The organism is Paraburkholderia sp. BR14320, from assembly GCF_040948665.1.
GTDB lineage: Bacteria > Pseudomonadota > Gammaproteobacteria > Burkholderiales > Burkholderiaceae > Paraburkholderia > Paraburkholderia youngii.
In genome coordinates this window covers 104390-124893 of sequence record NZ_JBFPKG010000012.1, presented here as the reverse complement: position 1 = coordinate 124893, position 20504 = coordinate 104390, and the positions used below count along the sequence as shown (strand labels likewise).

General features: G+C 63.8%; 16 protein-coding genes. 2 read left to right on the top strand and 14 right to left on the bottom strand.

The annotated features are described in order from the left end of the window. From AB3X89_RS14505 to AB3X89_RS14455, 11 genes are all read right to left on the bottom strand, one after another. Window positions 1-1644: a Na/Pi cotransporter family protein gene (locus AB3X89_RS14505; protein WP_368583910.1), complete on the bottom strand. Its 1644-nt coding sequence runs from the start codon at window positions 1642-1644 to the stop codon at window positions 1-3. 93 nt (window positions 1645-1737) lie between these two features. Beyond that, window positions 1738-2538: an ABC transporter permease subunit gene (locus tag AB3X89_RS14500; RefSeq protein ID WP_368583909.1), complete on the bottom strand. Its 801-nt coding sequence runs from the start codon at window positions 2536-2538 to the stop codon at window positions 1738-1740. Further along, entirely contained in the window at window positions 2522-3406 is an 885-nt protein-coding gene (locus AB3X89_RS14495; RefSeq protein ID WP_368583908.1) for a 2-aminoethylphosphonate ABC transporter permease subunit, read from the bottom strand. Before AB3X89_RS14495 ends, AB3X89_RS14500 begins: the two co-directional genes overlap by 17 nt. Then, a complete protein-coding gene (locus tag AB3X89_RS14490; protein WP_368583907.1) occupies window positions 3399-4574 on the bottom strand; it encodes an ABC transporter ATP-binding protein in 1176 nt (391 codons plus the stop codon). Before AB3X89_RS14490 ends, AB3X89_RS14495 begins: the two co-directional genes overlap by 8 nt. A gap of 22 nt (window positions 4575-4596) precedes the next feature. Then, window positions 4597-5628 (bottom strand): 2-aminoethylphosphonate ABC transporter substrate-binding protein, encoded by a 1032-nt coding sequence (locus tag AB3X89_RS14485; protein WP_368583906.1) that lies wholly within the window; start codon window positions 5626-5628, stop codon window positions 4597-4599. Window positions 5629-5689: 61 nt separating this feature from the next. Further along, a complete protein-coding gene (phnY, locus tag AB3X89_RS14480; protein WP_368583905.1) occupies window positions 5690-7138 on the bottom strand; it encodes a phosphonoacetaldehyde dehydrogenase in 1449 nt (482 codons plus the stop codon). A gap of 80 nt (window positions 7139-7218) precedes the next feature. Further along, complete coding sequence (gene phnA / locus AB3X89_RS14475; RefSeq protein ID WP_368583904.1) at window positions 7219-8490, bottom strand: phosphonoacetate hydrolase; 1272 nt, start codon at window positions 8488-8490, stop codon at window positions 7219-7221. Window positions 8491-8501: 11 nt separating this feature from the next. Next, complete coding sequence (locus tag AB3X89_RS14470) at window positions 8502-9659, bottom strand: 2-aminoethylphosphonate--pyruvate transaminase (protein ID WP_368583903.1); 1158 nt, start codon at window positions 9657-9659, stop codon at window positions 8502-8504. Window positions 9660-9957: 298 nt separating this feature from the next. Beyond that, window positions 9958-10809: an EamA family transporter gene (locus tag AB3X89_RS14465; RefSeq protein WP_368583902.1), complete on the bottom strand. Its 852-nt coding sequence runs from the start codon at window positions 10807-10809 to the stop codon at window positions 9958-9960. 1 nt (window position 10810) lies between these two features. Next, entirely contained in the window at window positions 10811-11632 is an 822-nt protein-coding gene (locus AB3X89_RS14460; protein WP_368583901.1) for a DeoR/GlpR family DNA-binding transcription regulator, read from the bottom strand. Next, the gene (locus tag AB3X89_RS14455; protein WP_368583900.1) at window positions 11622-12542 is read right to left on the bottom strand and encodes a DeoR/GlpR family DNA-binding transcription regulator; all 921 of its coding nucleotides are present in this window, start codon (window positions 12540-12542) and stop codon (window positions 11622-11624) included. The genes AB3X89_RS14460 and AB3X89_RS14455 overlap by 11 nt, the downstream gene beginning before the upstream one ends. A gap of 356 nt (window positions 12543-12898) precedes the next feature. On the opposite strand from AB3X89_RS14455, the gene AB3X89_RS14450 reads away from it, so the two are divergent. Together AB3X89_RS14450 and AB3X89_RS14445 are read left to right on the top strand one after the other, a co-directional pair. Then, window positions 12899-15379, top strand: coding sequence for an FAD-dependent oxidoreductase (locus AB3X89_RS14450; protein ID WP_368583899.1), 2481 nt, complete (start codon window positions 12899-12901; stop codon window positions 15377-15379). Window positions 15380-15519: 140 nt separating this feature from the next. Next, the gene (locus AB3X89_RS14445) at window positions 15520-15957 is read left to right on the top strand and encodes an NUDIX hydrolase (protein WP_368583898.1); all 438 of its coding nucleotides are present in this window, start codon (window positions 15520-15522) and stop codon (window positions 15955-15957) included. Between the two features lie 74 nt (window positions 15958-16031). Here the strand turns inward: AB3X89_RS14445 and AB3X89_RS14440 are convergent, their stop codons facing one another. The 3 genes from AB3X89_RS14440 to AB3X89_RS14430 all read right to left on the bottom strand — a co-directional run bounded on the left by AB3X89_RS14440 (window position 16032) and on the right by AB3X89_RS14430 (window position 20465). Further along, window positions 16032-16442, bottom strand: a complete 411-nt coding sequence (locus AB3X89_RS14440; RefSeq protein WP_368583897.1) for a BON domain-containing protein — start codon at window positions 16440-16442, stop codon at window positions 16032-16034. 542 nt (window positions 16443-16984) lie between these two features. Next, on the bottom strand, window positions 16985-17245 hold the full coding sequence (locus tag AB3X89_RS14435; RefSeq protein ID WP_368583896.1) for a hypothetical protein: 261 nt from the start codon (window positions 17243-17245) through the stop codon (window positions 16985-16987). A gap of 1711 nt (window positions 17246-18956) precedes the next feature. Continuing rightward, a complete protein-coding gene (locus AB3X89_RS14430; protein ID WP_368583894.1) occupies window positions 18957-20465 on the bottom strand; it encodes an aspartate aminotransferase family protein in 1509 nt (502 codons plus the stop codon). Window positions 20466-20504 lie beyond the last annotated feature (39 nt).

The window sequence follows — 20504 nt, the reverse complement described above, 5'->3', positions numbered from 1 at the left end:
TCACGCGACCTGCGCATCGCCATCGTTAGCTGCCTCGCGTTCGAGCAGCGGATAGGCGAGCGCGCAGATGTGCGACTGAATCCGCACGAGATCGCGCAGCACGTCGAGATGCAATGAGCTCGACGCGATGCTGTCGGGCTTGCCCTCGCGCAGCCGGTCCAGATGAGCATCCCGCGCGGCGCGTTCAAGACGCCGCAGCGCCTGCTTGTCTTCGAGCAGCTGCGCCGCGGTCTGCGTCCTTCCCGACACGAGCAGCGCCTGAGCCCGGTGAAAACTGTCGATCACCAACTGGTGCAGCGCGCGCAAGTCCTCGGCGCCTTCGGCCGAAAAGCTCACCTGTGCCTTGATCTTTTTCTGCGCCAGCTCCATCAGATTCTTGTCGACGATATCGCCGATATGTTCGAGGTTGATCACGGAAGTCATGATCGCGTTGGCCCAGCGCCGGTCTTCGTCGTCGAGCAACTCGCGCGTCACCTCGGTCACGTAGCTTTTGATCGCATCGTGCAGCATATCCACCGCATCGTCGCGGGCCGCGATCTCGTGCACCGCGCGCCGGTCGTTCGCAATCAGCACCGGCACGCTCGCACACAGCATCGCTTCGACGATATCGCCCATCCGGATCAATTCGCGGGTCGCGCATGCGAGCGCCTGGGAGGGCACCCGCAGCGCGGCCTCGTCGAGGTAGCGCGGCGCGTCGCCGTTCTCGGCGGCGCCCGGCGCTGGCAGCAGCCGTTCGAGAAGGCGCGCGACAGGGGCGAGCAGCCCCATGAAGACCACCGCGATCGCCACGTTCACGCCCGTGTGGAAGTCGGCGATTGCACGGGCGGGGCTGCCGTAGACCTGCTGCAGCAACGTTGCGAGCGGCGAGCACGCGGCGAGCATCAGCAGGCACACGCCGCCGCGCAGCACGAGGTTGCCGGCCGGCAGGCGCCGGCGGCTGCGATCGGCGCCCTTCGCGGCCTCGAAGTAAGGGTTGAGCGCGCTGCCGATGTTCGCGCCGAGCACCATCGCGAGCGCCGTGTCCATCGGCACCGTATGCAGGTTGGCGAGCGACATCACGAACAGTACGACCGGAATGCTCGAATGCGCGGCCCACGTGAGCAAACACGCGAGCGCCGCATTCAGCACCGGCTCGCCTGCCAGCGCGCCGAGCACCGTGCGCAGGGCAGGGGCGGTCTCGGCGGGCTGCACGGTCGAGACGAGCAGCGTGAGCGCAAGCAACATCAGGCCGAGCCCGATCGACGCGCGGCCGAGATCACGATTGCGCGAGCCTTTGCCCTTCTCGAAGAGCGTCATGCCGACCAGCAGACACACCGGCGAAATCCAGCTCAGATCGAGCGAGAACGCCTGCACGATCAGCGTCGAGCCGACGTTGGCGCCCAGCATGATCGCGAGTCCGGTAACAGGCCGCATCAAACCGCGGGCCGCGAACGACGACGCGATCATCCCAGTCGCCGTGCTGCTTTGCAGCGCGCCGGTGATTGCGAGCCCGGCGCAGAACGCGTTCAGCCGGTTGCCGAGACTCTTCGCCATGAAGCGCTTGAGCGAGGCGCCGAACGCGCGCATCAGGCCGGACTCGACCATATGCAGGCCCCACGTCAGCAGCGCGACGCCACCCGCGAGATGAAGCACGATCATGATCATCTGGCACCTCCCCTTATGTTTTTGTTGTGCGCATCTTTCAGGCCCGCTCTGCGCCCGCCGCGATTGCCTCGTCGAGTATCCGCAGGGACACCGTCATCCACGCACCATCGCACGGTTCGAGATGCGCGAGAGCCCCATCAACACCGCGAGCGTGCCGATACCGAGAATCATCGTGAGCGTCGCAGCGTCGAAGATCGCTCCACGGTCGGACAGCGCGAAGATGCCCACCGGCAGCGTGACCCAGCCCGGCGGATAGATCATCAGCGTCGCACCGAGCTCGCCCATCGACAGCGCGAAGCTCAGGCTGAACGATGCGAGCAGGTACGGCGCGACGAGCGGCAGCGTCACGCGCGAGAGCTGGTAGAGCGGCCGGGCGCCGAGACTCTGGGCCACCTCGCCGTATTCGGGCGCGACCCGCGCGAGCCCTGCCGCCACGTTGCCGTAGGTGAACGCCGAGATCAGCAGGAAGTGCGCGATGAAGACGATCGTCGCCGTGCCGTTGAGCAGCACGGGCGGCCGGCTGAACGCGACCAGCAAGCCGAGCCCGATCGACACCGACGGCACCGCGCTCGGCACGAAGAAGATCACGTCCAGCACGCGGCGCGGCAGGCCTTTGATGCGACGCAGCGCGAGTGCGGCCCACGTGCCGCTGACGAGCGCCGCGACGCTCGCGACCACGCCGGTCAGCACGCTCACGCGCAGCTGGCTCGCCGAATCGGTATGCAGCACCCGCGCGTAGTGCTCGAGTGTCAGGTGGCTCGGCAGGATGCCGTTCCACTGTCCGCTGATGCTGGCGAGCGCGATCATCGCGACCGGCAGCCCATAGACCGCGCAGAACAGCAACGCCGTGCCGCCCCACGTCAGCCATTTACCCCATTTAGCCGAGAGCAGCACGGCGACCTCCGCAAAGTGACACGACGGCCCGGTAGCAGGCATAAAGCCCGAGCGACAGCGCGATATTGACGACGGCGATCACGCATGCGGTGGTGTAGTCGAATTCCTGGATCGCTTTGTCGTAGATCAGCAGCGGCAACGTGATCACGTCTTTCGCGCCGATGAAGAGCACGATGCCGAACTCGTTGACGGTCAACAGCAGACACAGGCTGCCGCCCGCCAGCAGCGCCGGCAACGCGGCGGGCAGGATGATCTGCCGGATGATGCGCAGCGGCCGCGCGCCGAGGCTGCCCGCCATTTCGATCTGCGCACTGTCGATCTGCGAGAAGCACGCGAGCAGCGGACGCATGATGAACGGCGTATAGACCGTGATCTCCGACAGCACGACACCCCATTGCGTGTACAGGAAGTTGAGCGGCGGCAGCGGCAGATGGAACATCTGCATCAGCGACTGGTTCAGCAGTCCGGCCGAACCGTACACGAACGTGAACGCAAGCGCGACGAGAAAGGTGGGCAGCGCGATGAACGTATCGATGAGCCGGCCCACGAAACGCGCGCCCGGAAACGGCACGAACGCGATCACCAGCGAGAACACGAAGCCGAGCACGAGGCATCCCGCCGACGCCGATACTGCGATCGCGATCGTGTGATAAAGCCCGCTCAGGAACTGGCGCGAGCGCAGCACGTGCTCGAAGTTCGCGAACGACAGCACATGCTGGTCGCCGCCCAACGCCTGCACGACGATCAGCCCGAACGGATAGAAGAACAGCGCGGCGAGCACCGCGAGCGGCGGCGCGACCCACAGGCCGCCTGGCCCCGCGGCCGGCGCTCGCGCGCGGGCCGGCGGCGCGATGACGATATCAGCCATGACGTTCAGCCTCCGGTACGAGAGTGACATCCGCGGGATCGAAACGTACGCTGAGTGCAGTGCCCGGCTCTGGCGGCTCCGCGAGCGGCGCGCAGGTGAGCCGCAGCAGCTCGCCTTCGACATCGAGCACGATGCTGTGCATTTCGCCGAGCCACTGCACGCTGACGACGGACCCCGTCATCTGGTTCATGCGTTGCCCATCGGCGCCTCGCGCAACACCGCCCGCAACAGATTGCAGATGGTGTGGCCGCACGCATACGAAGCAGGCGGCGCCGGCCGCGAGTCCGTGATGGTTGCAGCCTTCGAGCAGCTGGCCGTGAAAGCGCACGCGCGCGCGCCCGTCGGCCAGCGGTTCGAGCTGCTGCGCCGGCAGCACGTTGGCACGGCCGAGGAACTCGGCGGCGAAGCGGTTCGGCGGATGACGATAGAGCCCTTGCGCGTCGCCGTAAGCGACCAGGTGGCCGTCGCGCATGATGCCGATGTGGTTCGCGAGGGTCAGCGCTTCGGTCTGGTCGTGCGTCACGTACAGCACCGTGAGCGAAGGCAGCGTGCGGTGCAGCTTCGCGAGTTCGTCGAGCATCGAGCGGCGGATCTGCGCGTCGAGCGCCGAGAGCGGCTCGTCGAGCAGCAGCACCTGTGGACGGATCGCGAGCGCGCGGGCGATCGCCACGCGCTGCTGCTGGCCGCCCGACAGCTCGCGCGGATAGCGCTTCGCGTACTTCGCCATGCCGACGAGCCCGAGACACTCGGGCACCCGTTCGCGTATCACCTCGGCGTCCGTGCCACGGGCACGCAGCCCGAAGGCGACGTTGTCCTCGACGCGCATATGCGGAAACAGCGCGTAGTTCTGCACCACCATGCCGATATTGCGAGCGTACGGCGGCAGCCGCGTCACGTCGCGATCGCCGATGGTGATGCGCCCGGCGCTCGGCTGCACGAAGCCGGCGACGGCGCGCAACGCGGTCGTCTTGCCGGAGCCGGACGGGCCGATCAGCGCGACGATCTCGCCGGGCTTCACGGTCAGCGTCAGAGACTCCAGAATGGTCTGGCTGCCGTAAGCCACCGACACGCCTTCGAAACCGATGCCGCTCGCTCCGTGCGCGATGACGGTCGGCGCTGCGGAGGCGCGCCGCTGCGGCCCCCGTTCCATGGTCATGGTGTTTGCCATTAGTCGCTCGTCGGTAGCTGGGTTAGTCGATGGAAATTGCCTGGTTGTAGGCGGCCACGTCGGGACGCAGCTCCTGGAGCACCTGGTTCCAATCGGGTTGCCAGATGTCGACGCCCTTCAGCAACGTGTTCAACGCCTGGAAGTTGCTGTCCGACGGATGCACATCGGTGCGCACCGGGAAGCCGTACGCGACCTTGCTGACCTCCTGCTGCGCCGGCGCGCTCAACAGGAAATCGATCAGCCTTTTGCCGTTGCCGGCATGCGGCGCGTTCGCCACGAGGCCGACGTAGTAGGGCAACGCAAAGGTCGTGCGGCGGCCGTCTGGACCGGCCGGGAAAAACATCGCGACGTTCGGGTTGTCGTGCATCTGCGCGAGGTTCATCTGCATATCGCCGTTGGCCACGAAGAGCTCGCCTTTGTTGACGAGCGCCGTGAGCTTGCCGGTCGATGCGGACGGCCCGAGGTTGTTGGTCTGCAGCTTGCGCAAATAGTCGAAGCCGGCCGGCTTGCCGCCGAACGCGTGGAAGGTCTGCAGCATCAGCGCAGTGCCGTCGCCGGCCTGACCCGGCGTCGAGTACTGGATCTTCTGCTTGAACTGCGGCGCGAGCAGGTCCGCGTAGGTCTTGGGCGGGCTCTTGAGCACCGCCGAGTTGTAGATGAAGCTGGGATAGTTTCCGACCATCGCGTAGTACAGGCCTTTCGGGTCCTTGTCGCGCGTCTCGATCTTGTCGGCGCCCGCCGGCGAGTAGGACTGCAACAGGCCGTCAGCCGCGGCTTTCTGCATGAAGGGCGGCAGTGTCACCAGCACGTCCGCCTGAGTGTTCGACTTCTCCTTGCTCAGCCGGTCCACCACGCCGCTCGAGCCGGCCTCGATGTACTGCACCTTGATGCCGGTCGCCTTCGTGAAGGCTTCGAACTGATTGCCGAACCAGCTCGGCGAACCGTCGTGCAAACCGTCCGCGGCATAGATGGTCACGACGTCGGACTGTGCGTAGAGGGGGGGCGTTGCCATGGCGAGCGCGCAGGCGGCCAGGGCGATCAGACGAGTTTTCATATCCATCCTTCCTTGCGTTGAGTTCGGATGAGGTCAGCATTTCACTTGGTCGCGCGGCCGGTCACTCCCAGGGCATCGACCAGGTCCGCACATTCGAGTAGCTCTTCATTGCCTCGACCATGCCCTCCTTGTAACCATTGCCTGAATCCTTGATGCCCCCGAACGGCGACATCTCCGTGCGATAGCCGGGCACTTCCCACACGTTCACGGTGCCGACTTCCAGCTCCCTGACGAAGCGCGTGATGTAGTCGAGCCGGTTCGTGCAGACGCCCGACGACAGGCCATACGCGGTCGAGTTCGAAACCCGGATCACTTCATCGAGCGCATCGGGCACGCGGATGATCGGAATCACCGGGCCAAAGGTCTCTTCGCGCACGAGCTCGCAGTCGTACGGCACGTGATCGACGACGGTCGGATGGAACAGCGCGCCCTCGCGCGGCGCGCCGTAAAGCACCCTGGCGCCGTGGGCCTGCGCATCGGCCACGCGCCGCTCGAACAGTTGCGCCGACGCCTCGTTGATGACGGTGCCCACGTCGACCGACGGGTCCATCGGGTCGCCGCACTTGAGCTTTTTCGCATGCACGAGCACTCGCTCGACAAACGCGTCGGCCACGCTTTGCACGACGAGAATCCGCTTGACCGCCGTGCAGCGCTGCCCCGAATTTTTCGTCGCACCGGTTACCGCGAGCTGCGCGGCCTTGTCGAGATCGGCGTCCTCCATCACGATCAGCGGATCGTTGCCGCCGAGTTCCAGCACCGTGCGGCGATAGCCCGCGTGCTGCGCGATGTACTTGCCGACTCGCACGGAGCCTGTGAACGTGACGAGATCACAGTGCGGGTCGGTGATCATCGCGTCGCCCATCGTGCGCGGATTGCCGGTGACGACACTCAGCATTTCCGGCGGCAGGCCCGCTTCATAGAGCACGTCGGCAAGCGCGAGCGCCGTCAGCGGCGTGAGCTCGGTGGGCTTCAGCACCACGCGGTTGTTGGTCGCGATCGCGGGCGCCAGCTTGTGGCTCACCATGTTCAGCGGATGATTGAACGGCGTGATCGCCGAGATCACGCCGAGCAGCGGCAGCCGCGTCGTGAAAATCTTGCGGTTCTTACCGTTCGGGCTGATATCGCAGGAATAGACCTCGCCGTCGTCCTTGATCGTGAGCTGCGCGGCAAACGACCATACATCGTAGGCGCGGCTCGCCTCGTACAGCCCATCCTTCCAGCACAGCCCCGACTCCGCGGTGATCAGGCGTGCGAAGTCTTCCTTGCGCTCGCTCAGGATCTCGGCCGTGCGCTGCAGGATGCGCTGACGCTCGTAGCGCGTGAGCCGCGGCTTGAATGCGTGCGCTTTTGCGAACGCCTGTTGCACGTGTTCGGGACGACCCGCGGGCACGGTGCCGACGACCTCGTTCGTGTACGGGTTGAAGACTTCGATCAGCTCGTCGGTGCTTGTGTGCTGGCCGGCGATGCGCATCGATTCCTGCCTGAAGGCGGGTTTGGTCATGACGTTCATCGAATACCTCGTTCAATGATCCGGTGGAGCCCGCAGGCCGTCGCGAGAAGCGGGGCGCGCGGGTTGTTGTGATCGACGCGTTACGCCGCGGCGCCCTGCAATACGTGGTTCATCGCGACATCGAAGATGTCGAAGTTGCGCAATGCGCGGTCTGCCGGCCAATCGGTCTTGCGGTTGACGATCAGCGGCACGTTCTCTTCCGATAGCCCGCCATGCGAACGCAACGGCTCGGTCAGGCCCGACAGGTCGTGACGCGCGGCGCTCGTGCCGAACACCTTGGCGCGTGTGCCGACCACGACGACGTCGCCGATACGGTCGGGCGGCAGCTCGAAGCGCTCGCAGGCCTCGGCACTCGTCAGCGCGAGCTGGATGCCTTCGGTCCGGCGCAGCCGTTCGAGCAGCGCCGCTGCTTCAGCCGCTGCGATCCCCTCGGGCAGGTAGATGGTGGCGAAAGAGCCCAGCGCCCCGTGATGCGCGACGTACGGATCGGTGATGGGCAGGATCACGCGCGAGCGGCCTTTGCCGGTCCATTCGTCGAACAGGTCTTGCAGGTACAGCACGTCGGGCGCGCCATCCGCGCGATGTTTGCCGTTCATGCCGTGGTCAGCGGTGATCGCCAGCACGCAGCCAGCCGCATCGAGCGCGCCGACGTAGCGGTCGAACATCGCGTAGAACTCGTTGGCTTTGGGCGACCCGGGCGCCGCCTTGTGCTGCACGTAGTCGGTCGTCGACAGGTACATCAGGTCGGGGCGGAAAGTGTCGAGCAGTTTCACGCCCGCCGCGAACACGAACTCGGACAGGTCCGCCGAATACACATCCGGCAGCGGCTTGCCGACGTAGGCGAGCACGTCGCCGAGGCCGTTCTGTGCGCGGGTAGCCTCGTTGGCCTTTTCAGCCGAAAAGGCGATCGCGCGGCCGCTCGTGAAGTCGAGCCCGTTGCCGAGCAGCGTCCGGAGCTTGTCCTTCGCGGTGACGACGGCGACCTTCGCGCCGGCGTCGTGGAACGCGGCGAAGATCGTCGGTGCGCGCAGGAAGCGGGCGTCGTTCATCATCACTTCTTCGCCGCTCGCGCGGTCGTAGAAGTAGTTGCCCGCGATGCCGTGCACCTTCGGCGGACGGCCCGTCACGATCGACAGATTGTTCGGGTTCGTGAAGCTCGGAATCACGCATTGGGCGATGCGGCTCGTGCCCGTGCGCAGCAGCTTCGCGAGATGCGGCGCGTGCCCGGCCTTCGCGGCTTCCTCGATATAGGCGGGCTCCGAACCGTCGAGGCAGATTACGACGACCGGCTCCGATGGGAAGCGGTAGTCGCGGCCGTTGATGCTCAGCACGGTGTCTTGCAGCGTACTCATGATGTCCCCCTTCAAGCCGTTTTCGCGACCGGCGCGTTCATGCCCATTTCATCGAGCACCTCGCTGATCGCACTGAGCGCGGCGCGCATTTCGCGCTCACCGAGCCGGCCGATGCAGCCGATCCGGAACGAGTCCGCAACCGTCAGCTTGCCCGGATAGATCACATAGCCGCGCGCCTTCAGGCTGTCGTAGAAGCGCTGGAATTCGAAGCGCGGATCCTCGGGCATATGGAAGGTGACGATGATCGGAGCCTGCAGCGCTTCAGCCAGCAGCGGCTTGAAGCCGAGCGCGCGCATGCCTTCGACGAGAATCCGGCAGTTGTTGCGATAGCGCGCGCCGCGCCCAGCGACGCCGCCTTCGGCATCGAATTCCTCCAGCGCCTGATGGAACGCGACGATCACGTGCGTGGGCGGCGTGAAGCGGTACTGGCTGGTCTTTTCGAGGTTGGTCCACTGCTCGTGCAGATCGAGCACGAGGGTGGTCGCGTTGCCTTGCGTGCGGGCCAGCGCCTCACGGCGGCAGATCACGAAGCCGAGACCGGGCACGCCTTCGATGCACTTGTTCGACGATGCGGCGACCGCATCGATATGCATCGTCTGCACGTCGAGCGGCAACGCGCCGAACGCGCTCATCGAATCGACCAGATAGCCCTTGCGGTAGCGGGCCGCGAGCGCGCCGATCTGCGCGATCGGATTCAGGATGCCCGCAGTGGTCTCGCAGTGGACCGCGAACACATGCGTGATCGACGGCGAGGCGGCCAGCAGCTTGTCGATCTCGGCGAGATCGGGCGGCGTGTCCTCGGCCGTTTCGTGCACGACGGTCTTGCGGCCGGCGATTTCAAGGATGCGCTTCGCGCGCTTGCCATACGCGCCGTTGATCAGCACCAGCACCTCGCCGCCTGGCGGCACGAAGGTGGTGAGCATCGCCTCCACGGCGAAGGTGCCCGAGCCCTGCATCGGTACCGTCACCCAGTCGCGCGCGCCATTGGCGATCGCGGCAAGGCGCGCGAGAACCGAGCGATTGATCTCGATGAAGTTGGCGTCGCGGGAGCCCCAGTCGTGAACCATCGCGGCCTTGACGGTGCGTGACGTGGTCAGTGGTCCGGGGGTCAGCAACAGCGGATCGCCAGTTTCGGAACAAGCCGGCGATGCATACGTGGAACCGGTCATCGATGTCTCCTTGTGGGTCGATTTAGGTACTGCGCAGGTGCGTGAGACCCACTCTAGGAGCCGCAACAAAAACAGTCAAGATGCCAAAAAATGCCACATTCCAGTCGGACGCGCGAAACGCCGCCTGAAAGTTCGCGAAGTCCGCGATGGATATGGGAAAGCGGCCGCCGCTCGGGACAAACCCGCATGGGGAGACAGGAGGGGATAACCGGGGTTGGTGGAGTGCAGGGCGCGGCCTGATGCGTCACCGGTCAGAAGCCCCGTGGCCTGCCGTCATCGCCGAAACCCACGCTGAGAATCAGAACAGCCGCATCAGCGCAAGGCCGGCCAACGTCAACGTAGCGGCCGCGGTGCGCACGCGGCTGAACGGCTCCTTGAGCACATAGACGGCGATGAAGCCGGCGAACACCACGCTCGTCTCGCGCACTGCCGCAACGAGGGCGATGGGAGCGACGGTCATCGCCCAGATCACGATCCAGTATGCCGCGAGGGACATCGCGCCGCCGGCGAAGCCCGGCAGCAGAAAACGCCGCATCGGCGCCATGCCGGCCGGCCCGTAGCGATACAGGCAAAGCGTCAGCATCGGCAACGCATCGAACACGAACAGCGTCGCCGCGTAGGAGTTCGGATTGCCGGCGACGCGCGCGCCCACGCCGTCGACGACCGTGTAGCCCGCGATCGTCACCGCAGTGAGCAGCGCGAAGCCGAGCGCGACACGGTTTTCCGACGCGGAGTGATGGCGGCCGCGCAGCGACAGCAGCAACACGCCGCTGCCGAGCAGCACGATGCCCGCGACGCCGCCCGCGCTCATCGTCTCGTGCAAGATCGTGACGGAGACGAGCGCGGTGATCAGCGGCGCGGAGCCGCGCGCGATCGGGTAGATCTGGCTCATGTCGGCACGACGGTATGCCTCGCTCAGGCACACGTAGTAACCGAAATGAAGCGCCACCGATCCCGCCACCCAGGGCCACGCAGCAGGCCGGGCGAATCCGGTGAACGCGAGCGACGGCAGCGCGATCAGACCGCAGGCGATGCACAGCAGGGTCATCGCCAGAAAAGGATCGAGGCGCACCTTGATCACCGCGTTCCAGCCCGCATGCAAAAGCGCGGCCGACAGCACGGCGAAGAACACGGGAAGCGTCATCGTCATGCTAGCTGTGGCGATTGGCGATGATGACTTCCCAGCGCTGTTCGGCGCAGGCGCGCACGATGCCCGCGGGCGGCTCGGCGTCGACGATCAGTCCGGCGATGTGCGGCACGGGCGCGATCAGCACGGGCGTCTGCTGTTCGAACTTGCTGTGGTCCGCGAGCACGTAAACCTTCTTGCCCGACTTCATCATCAAATGGCGTTGCTCGGCGGCGAGCCGCGAGTAATCGGTGAATTCGCCTTCGGGCGAGATGCCGCCCACGCCGACAAACACGAGATCGACGCGGAAATGGCTGAGCGCGGTCATCGTCTCGACGCCGATAGCGGCTTCGTCGTTCGGGTCGATGTCGCCGCCGAGCACGACGACCTTCACGCCAGGCGCGCGGCACAGCATCAGTGCGATCGGCAGGCTGTTGGTGATGACGGTCAGGTCGCGATGATGCTGCAGCGCCTCGGCCAGACCCAGCGTGGTCGAGCCCGAATCGATCAGCACGACCATGCCGTCCGCGACGAGTCGTGCGGCCGCGGCGCCAATCGCCGCCTTGCCCAGCGCGTTGACCGCTTCGCGGCTCGCCAACGACGGTTCGGCGACCGGGCGCTTCGCCGCGCCGCCGTGCACGAGATTCGCGCGGCCCTGCTCCGCGAGGATCTTCAGGTCGCGGCGGATCGTTTCGCGCGACACGCCGAGCGTCGCCGACAGGTTCGCGACGCTGACCGAGCCGCTCGCCTCGAGGCTTTGCACGATGTAGTCGATGCGCTCGATCGCGAGGCGGCGGTTCGGGTTCACTGAAGCGGGCACGGGCCCCGCTGAGCGGTTATCGAGCATGGTGTGGCTCTCCGTGCGCATCGTCGGCGAGGACGTCGCTGGATGAATGGCAAGTTGCGTCGGGCAGACCGCGCGGATGCGATCGATGCGCTGCCTCGCCCGGGCCTTCCGTCTCCCGTGCGAGGGCGGCGATCACAGGCGCGGCCGCGCTGCCCGGATAGCGCACTTCGACGCGTGCCGCGGCGAAGAGCTGCGCATAGTGCGCGTCGAGCGGCGCATCGGTGACCAGCACGTCGATCTCGTCGGCGTTCATCGCGCGCACCAGCGCGCTGTGCTCGAACTTGGCGTGCACGGCGACGACCACCCGCTGCCGCGCCTGCCCGAACGCGGCACGCGCGAACTCGACATCCCACGGCTGTGCGTCCATGAAGCGTCCCGCGCGATCGACGGCCGTCAGCGAGACGATTGCATACTTGACGTGAAATTGCCGGATGTAGGCGAGCACGGGCTCGCCGAGCGCGGCGGCGTCGTCTGCGCAGAGTTCGCCGCCCGCCATGAACACGCGATTGCCGTTGTGCTGCGCGAGCAGGCTGGCGATGGCGGCGGAGTTGGTGATCACCGTGAGCGGGGAGCGGCTGCGCAGTGCCTGGGCGATGTGCGTGCAAGTAGTACCGCTGTCGAGGATCAGCGAGTCGCCGTCTTGCACGAATTCGCAAATCTGCTGCGCGACGATTTCCTTTTCCGCCCGGTGCTCGTGCATACGCCGCCGGAACGGCGACTCCTCTAGATGGCTGGGCAGCATCACACCACCGTGCACCTTGATGAGCAGGCCCTCCTCGATTAGCGGCTTGACGGTGCGGCGGATCGTTTCGTCCGATACGGCGAGCGCCTCGGCGAGCTGGGTGATCGAGGTGGTGCCCCGTGACTGGGCGATCCGCAAAATCTCGGCACGACGTAGCAACGGATACATAAGCGGCCAGCGTGACAAAAACAGAAAGGGGCGCGACGCGTAACGGCGTGACGGGTTTCGACCGTCAGGATGCCACAAAATAACACAACTTTCCTCGTCGATCGGGATTTTTATTGCGGTTGGATACCCGTGGCCCCAGCTCGAAAAAGGCGAGGTGGGAAGGTGTCTCGCGGATTACGGGCCTGCGTACAATGCCCATTACTCAAGGCTTTTCGGCGAATTTTCACCGTGTTCGCGCTCTCCGCTGCTCCCGGCGATTTCCGGTTTTTGTTGTTTTTTGCGTTTTTTTGTTGCAGTCTATGGCCACAGCGTTTTCCACACATTGCCACACACTTCCAAAAAAGCGAGGTCGCCCGGTGTCGACGGAAATTCCAAGCCACGCTCGTGTCGTCATCATCGGCGGCGGCATCGTCGGTTGCTCGGTTGCGTGGCACCTGACCAAGCTCGGCTGGACCGACATCGTGCTGCTCGAACAGGGGCAGCTATCGTGCGGCACCACCTGGCATGCGGCCGGTCTCGTCGGGCAGCTGCGGGCGCAGGAAAGCATGACGAAGCTGATCCGCTACTCGACGAAGCTTTACGCGGAACTCGAGGCCGAGACCGGCCTTGCCACGGGCTGGAAGCAGTGCGGTTCGCTGTCGGTCGCGCGCACCGCAGAGCGCATGACCCAGCTGAAACGCACGGCGGCAGTCGCCCGCGCCTATGGCGTGGCCTGCGAAGTCATCGGGCCGCGCGAAGCCGGCGAACTGTGGCCGGTGATGCGCACCGACGATCTGCTCGGCGCGGTCTGGCTGCCGGGCGACGGCAAGGCGAATCCCACCGATCTGACGCAGTCGCTCGCGCGCGGGGCGCGCATGCGCGGCGCACGTATCGTCGAAAACGTTCGCATCACCGCAGTGCAGACTCGGCCGGCGCGCCAGGGCCGCGAGGCCTGCGGCGTCACCTGGCGCCGCAAGGACGGCGCCGAAGGGACGCTGCACGCCGATATCGTGGTCAATTGCGCAGGCCAGTGGGCCAAGGCGGTCGGGCGGATGTGCGGCGTCACGGTGCCGCTGCATTCGGCCGAGCACTACTACATCGTCACCGAGCCGATCGCCGGCGTGCACCGCGATCTGCCCGTGATGCGCGATCCGGACGGCTACATCTACTTCAAGGAGGAAGTGGGCGGCCTTGTGATGGGCGGCTTCGAGCCGAACGCGAAGCCGTGGGGCATGGCGGGCATCCCCGAGAACTTCGAGTTCCGGCTTCTGCCGGATGATTGGGATCAGTTCGAGATCCTGATGCAAAACGCGCTCGTGCGCGTGCCGGCGCTCGAAACCGCGCAAGTCAGGCAGTTCTATAACGGCCCCGAATCGTTCACGCCGGACAACAACTTCATCCTTGGCGAGGCGCCGGAGCTGCGCCGCTTTTTCGTGGCGGCCGGCTTCAATTCGATGGGCATCGCGTCGGCGGGCGGCGCGGGCATGGCGCTCGCCGAATGGATCGTCGCTGGTGAGCCGACCATGGACTTGTGGCCGGTCGACATCCGCCGCTTTGCGCGCTTCAATGGCAACGACACGTGGCTGCACGATCGCGTGAAGGAAACGCTCGGCCTGCATTACGCGATGCCGTGGCCCAACCGCGAGCTCGATACGGCGCGGCCGTTCCGGCGTTCGCCCCTGTATGCGCTGCTGCGCGACGACGGCGCGTGCTTCGGCAGCAAGATGGGCTGGGAGCGCGCCAATTTTTTCGCACCGAGCCCCGAAGAAGTGCGCATCGACTACGCGTTCGGCCAGCAGAACTGGCTACCGTGGAGCGGCGCCGAGCACCGTGCGTGCCGCGAACGGGTCGCCCTGTTCGACATGAGTTCGTTCGCGAAACTGCTCGTCAAGGGGCGCGATGCCGAAGCGGTGCTGCAAGGCATCGTAGCGAACGACGTCGCCGTGCCGCCCGGCACCACCGTCTATTCCGGCGTGCTGAACGAGCGCGGCAACTACGAATCGGACGTGACGCTGACCCGCGTCGCCGACGACCAATACCTGATCGTGACGGGCTCGGCGCAGGCAACGCGCGACCTCGATTATCTGGAGAAGGCGATTGCGCCCGAGCGCCACTGCGTGGTGGTCGATGTCACGAGTCAGTACGCGGTGCTCGCGGTGATGGGGCCGCACGCTCGCGCGCTGTTGCAAAGCGTGTCGAAGGCGGGCTGGAGCAACGAGGCGTTCCCGTTTGGCCAGAGCCGCGAAGTCGACATCGGCTACGCGACGGTGCGGGCGACGCGCCTCACCTACGTCGGCGAGTTGGGCTGGGAGTTGTATGTGCCGGTCGAATTCGCGGTCGGGGTCTATGAGACCTTGCACGCGGCTGGCGAGCCGTTCGGCCTCGTCAACGCCGGTTACTACGCGATTGAATCGCTGCGGATCGAAAAAGGCTATCGGGCGTGGGGCCGCGAGCTGACGCCGGATTGCAATCCGTTCGAGGCGGGCCTCGCATTTGCCTGCAAGCTCGACAAGAACATCGATTTTCGCGGCCGCGACGCGCTTCTGCGTCTGCGCGACGCGCCGCTGCGCCGGCGTCTCGTGACCCTGACAGCCGACGGCGTCGAGCATCTGATGCTGTGGGGTGGCGAAGCTATCCTGCGCGACGGCGAGCCGGTAGGGGCGGTCACCTCAGCCGCGTTCGGGCATACCATGCGATGTCCGGTCGCAATGGGTTTCGTGAACCGTGCCGATGGTCCCGCGGATGCCGCGTGGCTCACGCAAGGCCGCTATACGATCGACGTGGCGGGCGAACAGGTGAGGGCAACCGTGCATCTGAAGGCGCCGTACGATCCGCGATCCGAACGCGTGAAGAGCTAGATGCAACATCCTTCGATCCAAACCTTGAACGGTCCCGCGATAGAGCCTGTGTGTCGGCGTCCACGAAACGATTCATGGATTTGATGACAACCGATCGATCGCCGCGTCGGAACGGATGCGTAGCATGGGAGACTTGCCGAATGAATTCTTTTCGTCACGGTGACGCGTCATACGCGGCTGAAACCTTGCTCGGTGTCGGCGTGGTGATTCAGCGCGAAGGCCGTTATCTTCTGGGTCTGCGCCGTAGCGAATATGGCTACGGCACATGGGGCTTCCCCGGCGGCAAAGTCGACATGGGTGAAGATCCGCTTGCCGCTGCTTCGCGCGAGTTGCTCGAGGAGACGGGTCTGGTGCTAACGGAACCGGTGGCAACAACCTGGAGGACGGGATGGATCGAGTCCGGCAAGCTTCGGCATATCACTTTGTTCGTCGAGGGCGATTCAACAGGAACGCCAATATGTATGGAGCCGGACAAATGCGAAGCATGGTCATGGTTCGCGGAAGACGCTCTGCCGGCGAATCTCTTCGAACCAACCGAGCTCTATTTTTCTCGGGCGCAGGGAACGGGATCGCCGTAAGGGGGAGACAGTAGACGTAGGCGACCGGTCCGCACGGAAAGCGCAATCCGGTCGATCTGTCGAGCATCGCCTACCTATCCGGCCGATACCGTGGGACGCTGCTCAATGGTTGCTGCGTCGCTTTCTCGCACTGTCAATCTGTTCCTCACCGACTTGACACCGAGCACTGATCTCGCCGCATTGGCGGCGCGCGAGATCTGCCAGCTTTCCGGCACCGTCCCGGTGAGCGTAACGACGCCGTGGCTCGCCCTGATGTGAATCTTTGAATCATCCATATCCGGTACGCGCCTGAGGGCACGGCGAACGTCGCGAACTATCGAAGTATCCGGCTTGGGTCGAGGCGGTGAGCTCGAGGCCGCCACCTTTTGTGCGACCACGTCGGTCGTCGCGCTCAGACCTGGTTGCGCGTTCGCATAGGCCGAGGCACTCGCGATGGCCGCGACTAAGGTTGCGCCGATTATTCTGCTCGCATTGCTTTTATTCATGCTGCCTCCGTTGAGTTCTGTCGACCTTGCGGTTCAAGACAGAAAGATGGGGCGCGGCTCCGCCGTTCGTAGCGCGGTTGAGCGATTTTGTGGCATTTCCGTGAACGCGTCCTGCCCGGCAACAAAAGGAATAGGGCGGTGACGCAAACCCACGTAGTCCACTGCCGTCAATTCCGACGCATACGTTCAAGAGAGTACGCCTTACGCGGAAATCAGAACAGGGAACAGATAGAAACGCGCCAGGTTGATAGGCGGGGCGTGAATATCCGGTTTGCGCGAAGCTGGGCCTCATGTGGTAAAGGCGCCGGCGGCCGTGCGGTTGAGCAGGAGGAGCACGTGTTCTTAGGAGCCTGGCAGCAGCAGTGTATTTGGGTTTTTTTTGCCACCGGGGAGTCGCAATCAGCCAGGCATTTGGGCGAATCGTGACGCTGTCGAACGTCGCAGTCGCCATCCGCACACAGCGGGAGGCACCCTAAAGCGCCGCCCGGTTTCAAGCGACTTGAAGCATCCCATGGAATCGCGACGCCGCCAGTTCTCAACGGTTAATTTACCCGCGCATCGCACTCGCTAGAGTGAGGGGTTTCTGGGCTTTTCGCGTGGCACTCTTCACGAATATCTTCATTTGCCGAGGCACCTTGCAGGGCCTCTGGCGGCTTGCACGGAATCGCTGTTTCGTCCGGCTCAATGTCGGCACAGAGGCCGATTTCCGATTGTGCGTGGCGCAGGAACAGAGCAAGAAGTTCGGGACGCAGCCCATCACCGCTTTGCGCTGCAAGTGCATGCAGCGAGAGAAATGGCAACATGGTTCGACTCCAATCAATATTGGGCTGTTCGATTCAGGAAAGATAAAAAGTCACTTCGAATCGGCAACCCTAACAACGGGCATCGCTATACTCCGGCCGAGCGATCAAATAGGGTGATCTCGCCGCCACGGTCAGGCGGCAAAAGCGGGCCTTGCGGCTACCAGGAGAAACGTTTGTCACGCCGGTTGATCTTGAGCGTCGGCGTCTTTCAACTCGACGTAACAGGGAAACGCGTGCTATCCGAACCATGTCGCCAACTATTTTTGACCAGCTTGTATCGCATGCATACCCCCATTTGGGAGTAACGAATGATTGACGCCAAAGTGAATCATGATTTGCGTCAACGAGATGAACGATATTTTGTTGTAGTTACACGATGAATATTCGACCACATTTTCCATCGATTCTGGCGGCGTAATGCCGCCCAAAGGCGTTTTAAAGCGTCGAGACGTGCTTAAACTGGAAATCGTCGAGGTTAGGTGATCCCTCTCGTGGCAAGGATCAGGCGATTGTGGGCACAGACAATATTCATTTGGCGATTCAGCGTATCTACGAAGCGGTTCTAGCGCCGCAAGCGTGGGAAGAGGCTGCGGCAAGTATTGTCACGGCCATCGGTGCGGACTGGGGATTTTTAATCGCGACCCAGAGAGGCGCGACGGCGCTTTCAGTGTCGGCGGGGCTCGAGCCGGTTTTTGCCCGAGGGCTTCAGCGCGAATTTCAAAACCGCCTTCCGCAGTGGATCAAAAATATTCCAGTCGGAACACCGCGACGACAGTCATCAGAAATCTCAGACTCCGAGTTCAAACGCACTCACATCTATAACGAGGTAGTCAAGCCCGCGAATATGTTCTATGGGCTCGTTCTGCCGGTTTCCCGCACCGATATGCAGCAGGTTTATTTCTCGGCTGGTAGACAGCTCGGTGCCATAGACTTTGGCGAGGCCGATCTTTCGGCTGCCGCAATGATTGCGCCACACCTAGCCGCGGCGTTGAACGCGCGCAGTCATATGGTGTCGGCTGATCTGCGCGCCAATGGTGCATTCGACCTTTTGATGCGCCTCAATATAGGCGTCGTGCTTCTGGACTCGAAAGCCCAACCCGTCTTTGTCAATCGCTATGCAGAGGCGCTTTGCGAACCTCACGATGGTTTGATAATTAACCATCAGGAAGTATCTGCCCTTGTTCTGTCGGACGCGAAAAGCTTACGGGACACGATTGCTTGCGCGATCGATATCAATGGTGACCGGTCGCATCTGACCATCAGTCGCCTGACGATGCGTGCAGCGCCTCGCTGCTATGTTTCTCGACGATCTCCGCGATTACCGTTGATTGTTCGCGCCATACCGGTGATGCCGCCTGAATCCTTGGGTGGGATCAGTCCACTTGTTTGCACGGCTTTATTAATTTTCGATCCGGAGCGACCCGTTGCAGTCAATCAGTCGGACGTAGCGAAAACATTCGGGCTCACCCGGCGCGAGGCCGAGTTCGCAGCACTATTGGCGCGCGGGCATGATGTTGACGAAGCCGCGTTGATCATGGGAATCAAATCTAAGACCGCACGAGAATATCTGAAGGACATTGAGGGGAAAACACAAACGCATCGCCAGTCACAGTTGGTCTCGCTCCTGCTGCGTGGTGGCACGATATCTTTCGCGAATAGAGAATGCCCGCCATCTGCGGTTCACGGCCGAACGATGCCGAGGAACCGGGAGTCAATCGCTACGACTTCCACGCAAAATCCGGTCTCCGAGTCGAACGATTTCCTTGACCAGCAGATCCAGGTCGTCCCGACGTGTCCGGTGATTGCATATCGCGACCCTGAGGCAATGTACTCCTTGCACCGTCGTATCGGACAACGCAGCGATACCAGCCTCCTGAAGCTGCAACATGATCTCGATGTTGAGAGCCTTTAACGCTTCCTCTTCCATTTCCTTCTCTGGCCGATATCTGAAGCATACGATGTTGATGTTGGTCGGCACGACCAACTCGAGGCGTTGCTCAGAGACGATGAGCTCACTGAGGTAGCGACCCTGCGCGATGTTTTGATCGATCAGACGGCCGAACTTCTCGACACCATGCTCTTTCAGAGCCATCCACACTTTCAGCGCACGGAAACCTCTGGACGTCTGCAATCCATACTCGTATAACCACGGAGCCGAAGCAATGCCACGCGTTGTCGGTTGCAGATATTCCGGAGTCAGCGCGAATGCGCCTCGATGCGCAGCGGCGTCGCGAACGAGCGCGCAGCCGACCTCAAACGGGGCGTGCAGCCACTTGTGAGGATCGAGCGCGATCGAATCAGCGCGTGCGATGCCCGCAACGCGATTTGCATTGTCGGGCGCGATCGCTATCAGCGCGCCGATGCATCCGTCGACGTGTAGCCAGACGTCCTCTTCAGCGGCCAAATCGGCCAGCGCGATCAGATCGTCGATCGCGCCGGTATTGACGGTCCCTGCCGTTGCGATCACGCACGCAGGCTGAAACCCCGCGGCCCGGTCCTCTGCGATCGCATTCCGCAGAGCGGCAACGTCGATTCGCAACGCCCCATCGGTCGGAATTCGCCGCAACGCCGTATTTCCCAGGCCGAGCGACTCCATCGCCTTACGATGGCAGCTATGCATCTGATCGGAGCCATAAAACCGCAACGGCCGCTCGATGGCGGCGACACCATGCTCCCGCACGTCGATTCCAGCCTTCGCGTTGCGCGCCACTGTCAACGCAATGATATTGGCCATTGAGCCGCCGCTGACCAATGTGCCGCTGGCCGAAGCGGGAAAGCCGACCATCTCCTTGCACCAGTCGACGACCTGCTGATCCATCAACGCCGCCGCATGATTGCCGCCACCCAGGTTGGAACCCTGAATGGCCGCGAGGAAGTCTCCCAGTGCCCCGGTGAAGTTGCTTGCGCCCATGTACCAGGACCAGAAGCGAGGATGCACGTTGCCCAGTGGATAGGGCATCAAATTGTCGCAAAGCTCGTGATAGATGCTTTCCGCCGATGCTCCCGAGCGTGGTAGCGGCTGCTCGAACAAGGCCTTGGCGTCTTCGGGCATGCTTTGCCACACTGGCCGGCTGCGGACGTCGCGCAGGTAGTCGATCGCATCGTCGACGATGCGGTGCGAGAGTGCGCGCAGCGCCGTCCAATCGTCGGGATCGAGGGTTTCCTCGGCACGCGGCACGCCGTGGATAGGGAGCAAACCGGCTGCGTCGTTCTTATCCATCACGGCACCTGTCGGATTCAATGTTGAGCGAACAAGAAT

Coding starts and splice junctions, on each gene's coding strand:
- AB3X89_RS14490 (WP_368583907.1), bottom strand. CDS start 4,574: ATGGCAAACACCATGACCATGGAACGGGGGCCGCAGCGGCGCGCCTCC.
- AB3X89_RS14505 (WP_368583910.1), bottom strand. CDS start 1,644: ATGATCATGATCGTGCTTCATCTCGCGGGTGGCGTCGCGCTGCTGACG.
- phnA (WP_368583904.1), bottom strand. CDS start 8,490: ATGAGTACGCTGCAAGACACCGTGCTGAGCATCAACGGCCGCGACTAC.
- AB3X89_RS14455 (WP_368583900.1), bottom strand. CDS start 12,542: ATGTATCCGTTGCTACGTCGTGCCGAGATTTTGCGGATCGCCCAGTCA.
- phnY (WP_368583905.1), bottom strand. CDS start 7,138: ATGAACGTCATGACCAAACCCGCCTTCAGGCAGGAATCGATGCGCATC.
- AB3X89_RS14470 (WP_368583903.1), bottom strand. CDS start 9,659: ATGACCGGTTCCACGTATGCATCGCCGGCTTGTTCCGAAACTGGCGAT.
- AB3X89_RS14440 (WP_368583897.1), bottom strand. CDS start 16,442: ATGAATAAAAGCAATGCGAGCAGAATAATCGGCGCAACCTTAGTCGCG.
- AB3X89_RS14495 (WP_368583908.1), bottom strand. CDS start 3,406: ATGGCTGATATCGTCATCGCGCCGCCGGCCCGCGCGCGAGCGCCGGCC.
- AB3X89_RS14465 (WP_368583902.1), bottom strand. CDS start 10,809: ATGACGATGACGCTTCCCGTGTTCTTCGCCGTGCTGTCGGCCGCGCTT.
- AB3X89_RS14435 (WP_368583896.1), bottom strand. CDS start 17,245: ATGTTGCCATTTCTCTCGCTGCATGCACTTGCAGCGCAAAGCGGTGAT.
- AB3X89_RS14460 (WP_368583901.1), bottom strand. CDS start 11,632: ATGCTCGATAACCGCTCAGCGGGGCCCGTGCCCGCTTCAGTGAACCCG.
- AB3X89_RS14430 (WP_368583894.1), bottom strand. CDS start 20,465: ATGGATAAGAACGACGCAGCCGGTTTGCTCCCTATCCACGGCGTGCCG.
- AB3X89_RS14445 (WP_368583898.1), top strand. CDS start 15,520: ATGAATTCTTTTCGTCACGGTGACGCGTCATACGCGGCTGAAACCTTG.
- AB3X89_RS14485 (WP_368583906.1), bottom strand. CDS start 5,628: ATGAAAACTCGTCTGATCGCCCTGGCCGCCTGCGCGCTCGCCATGGCA.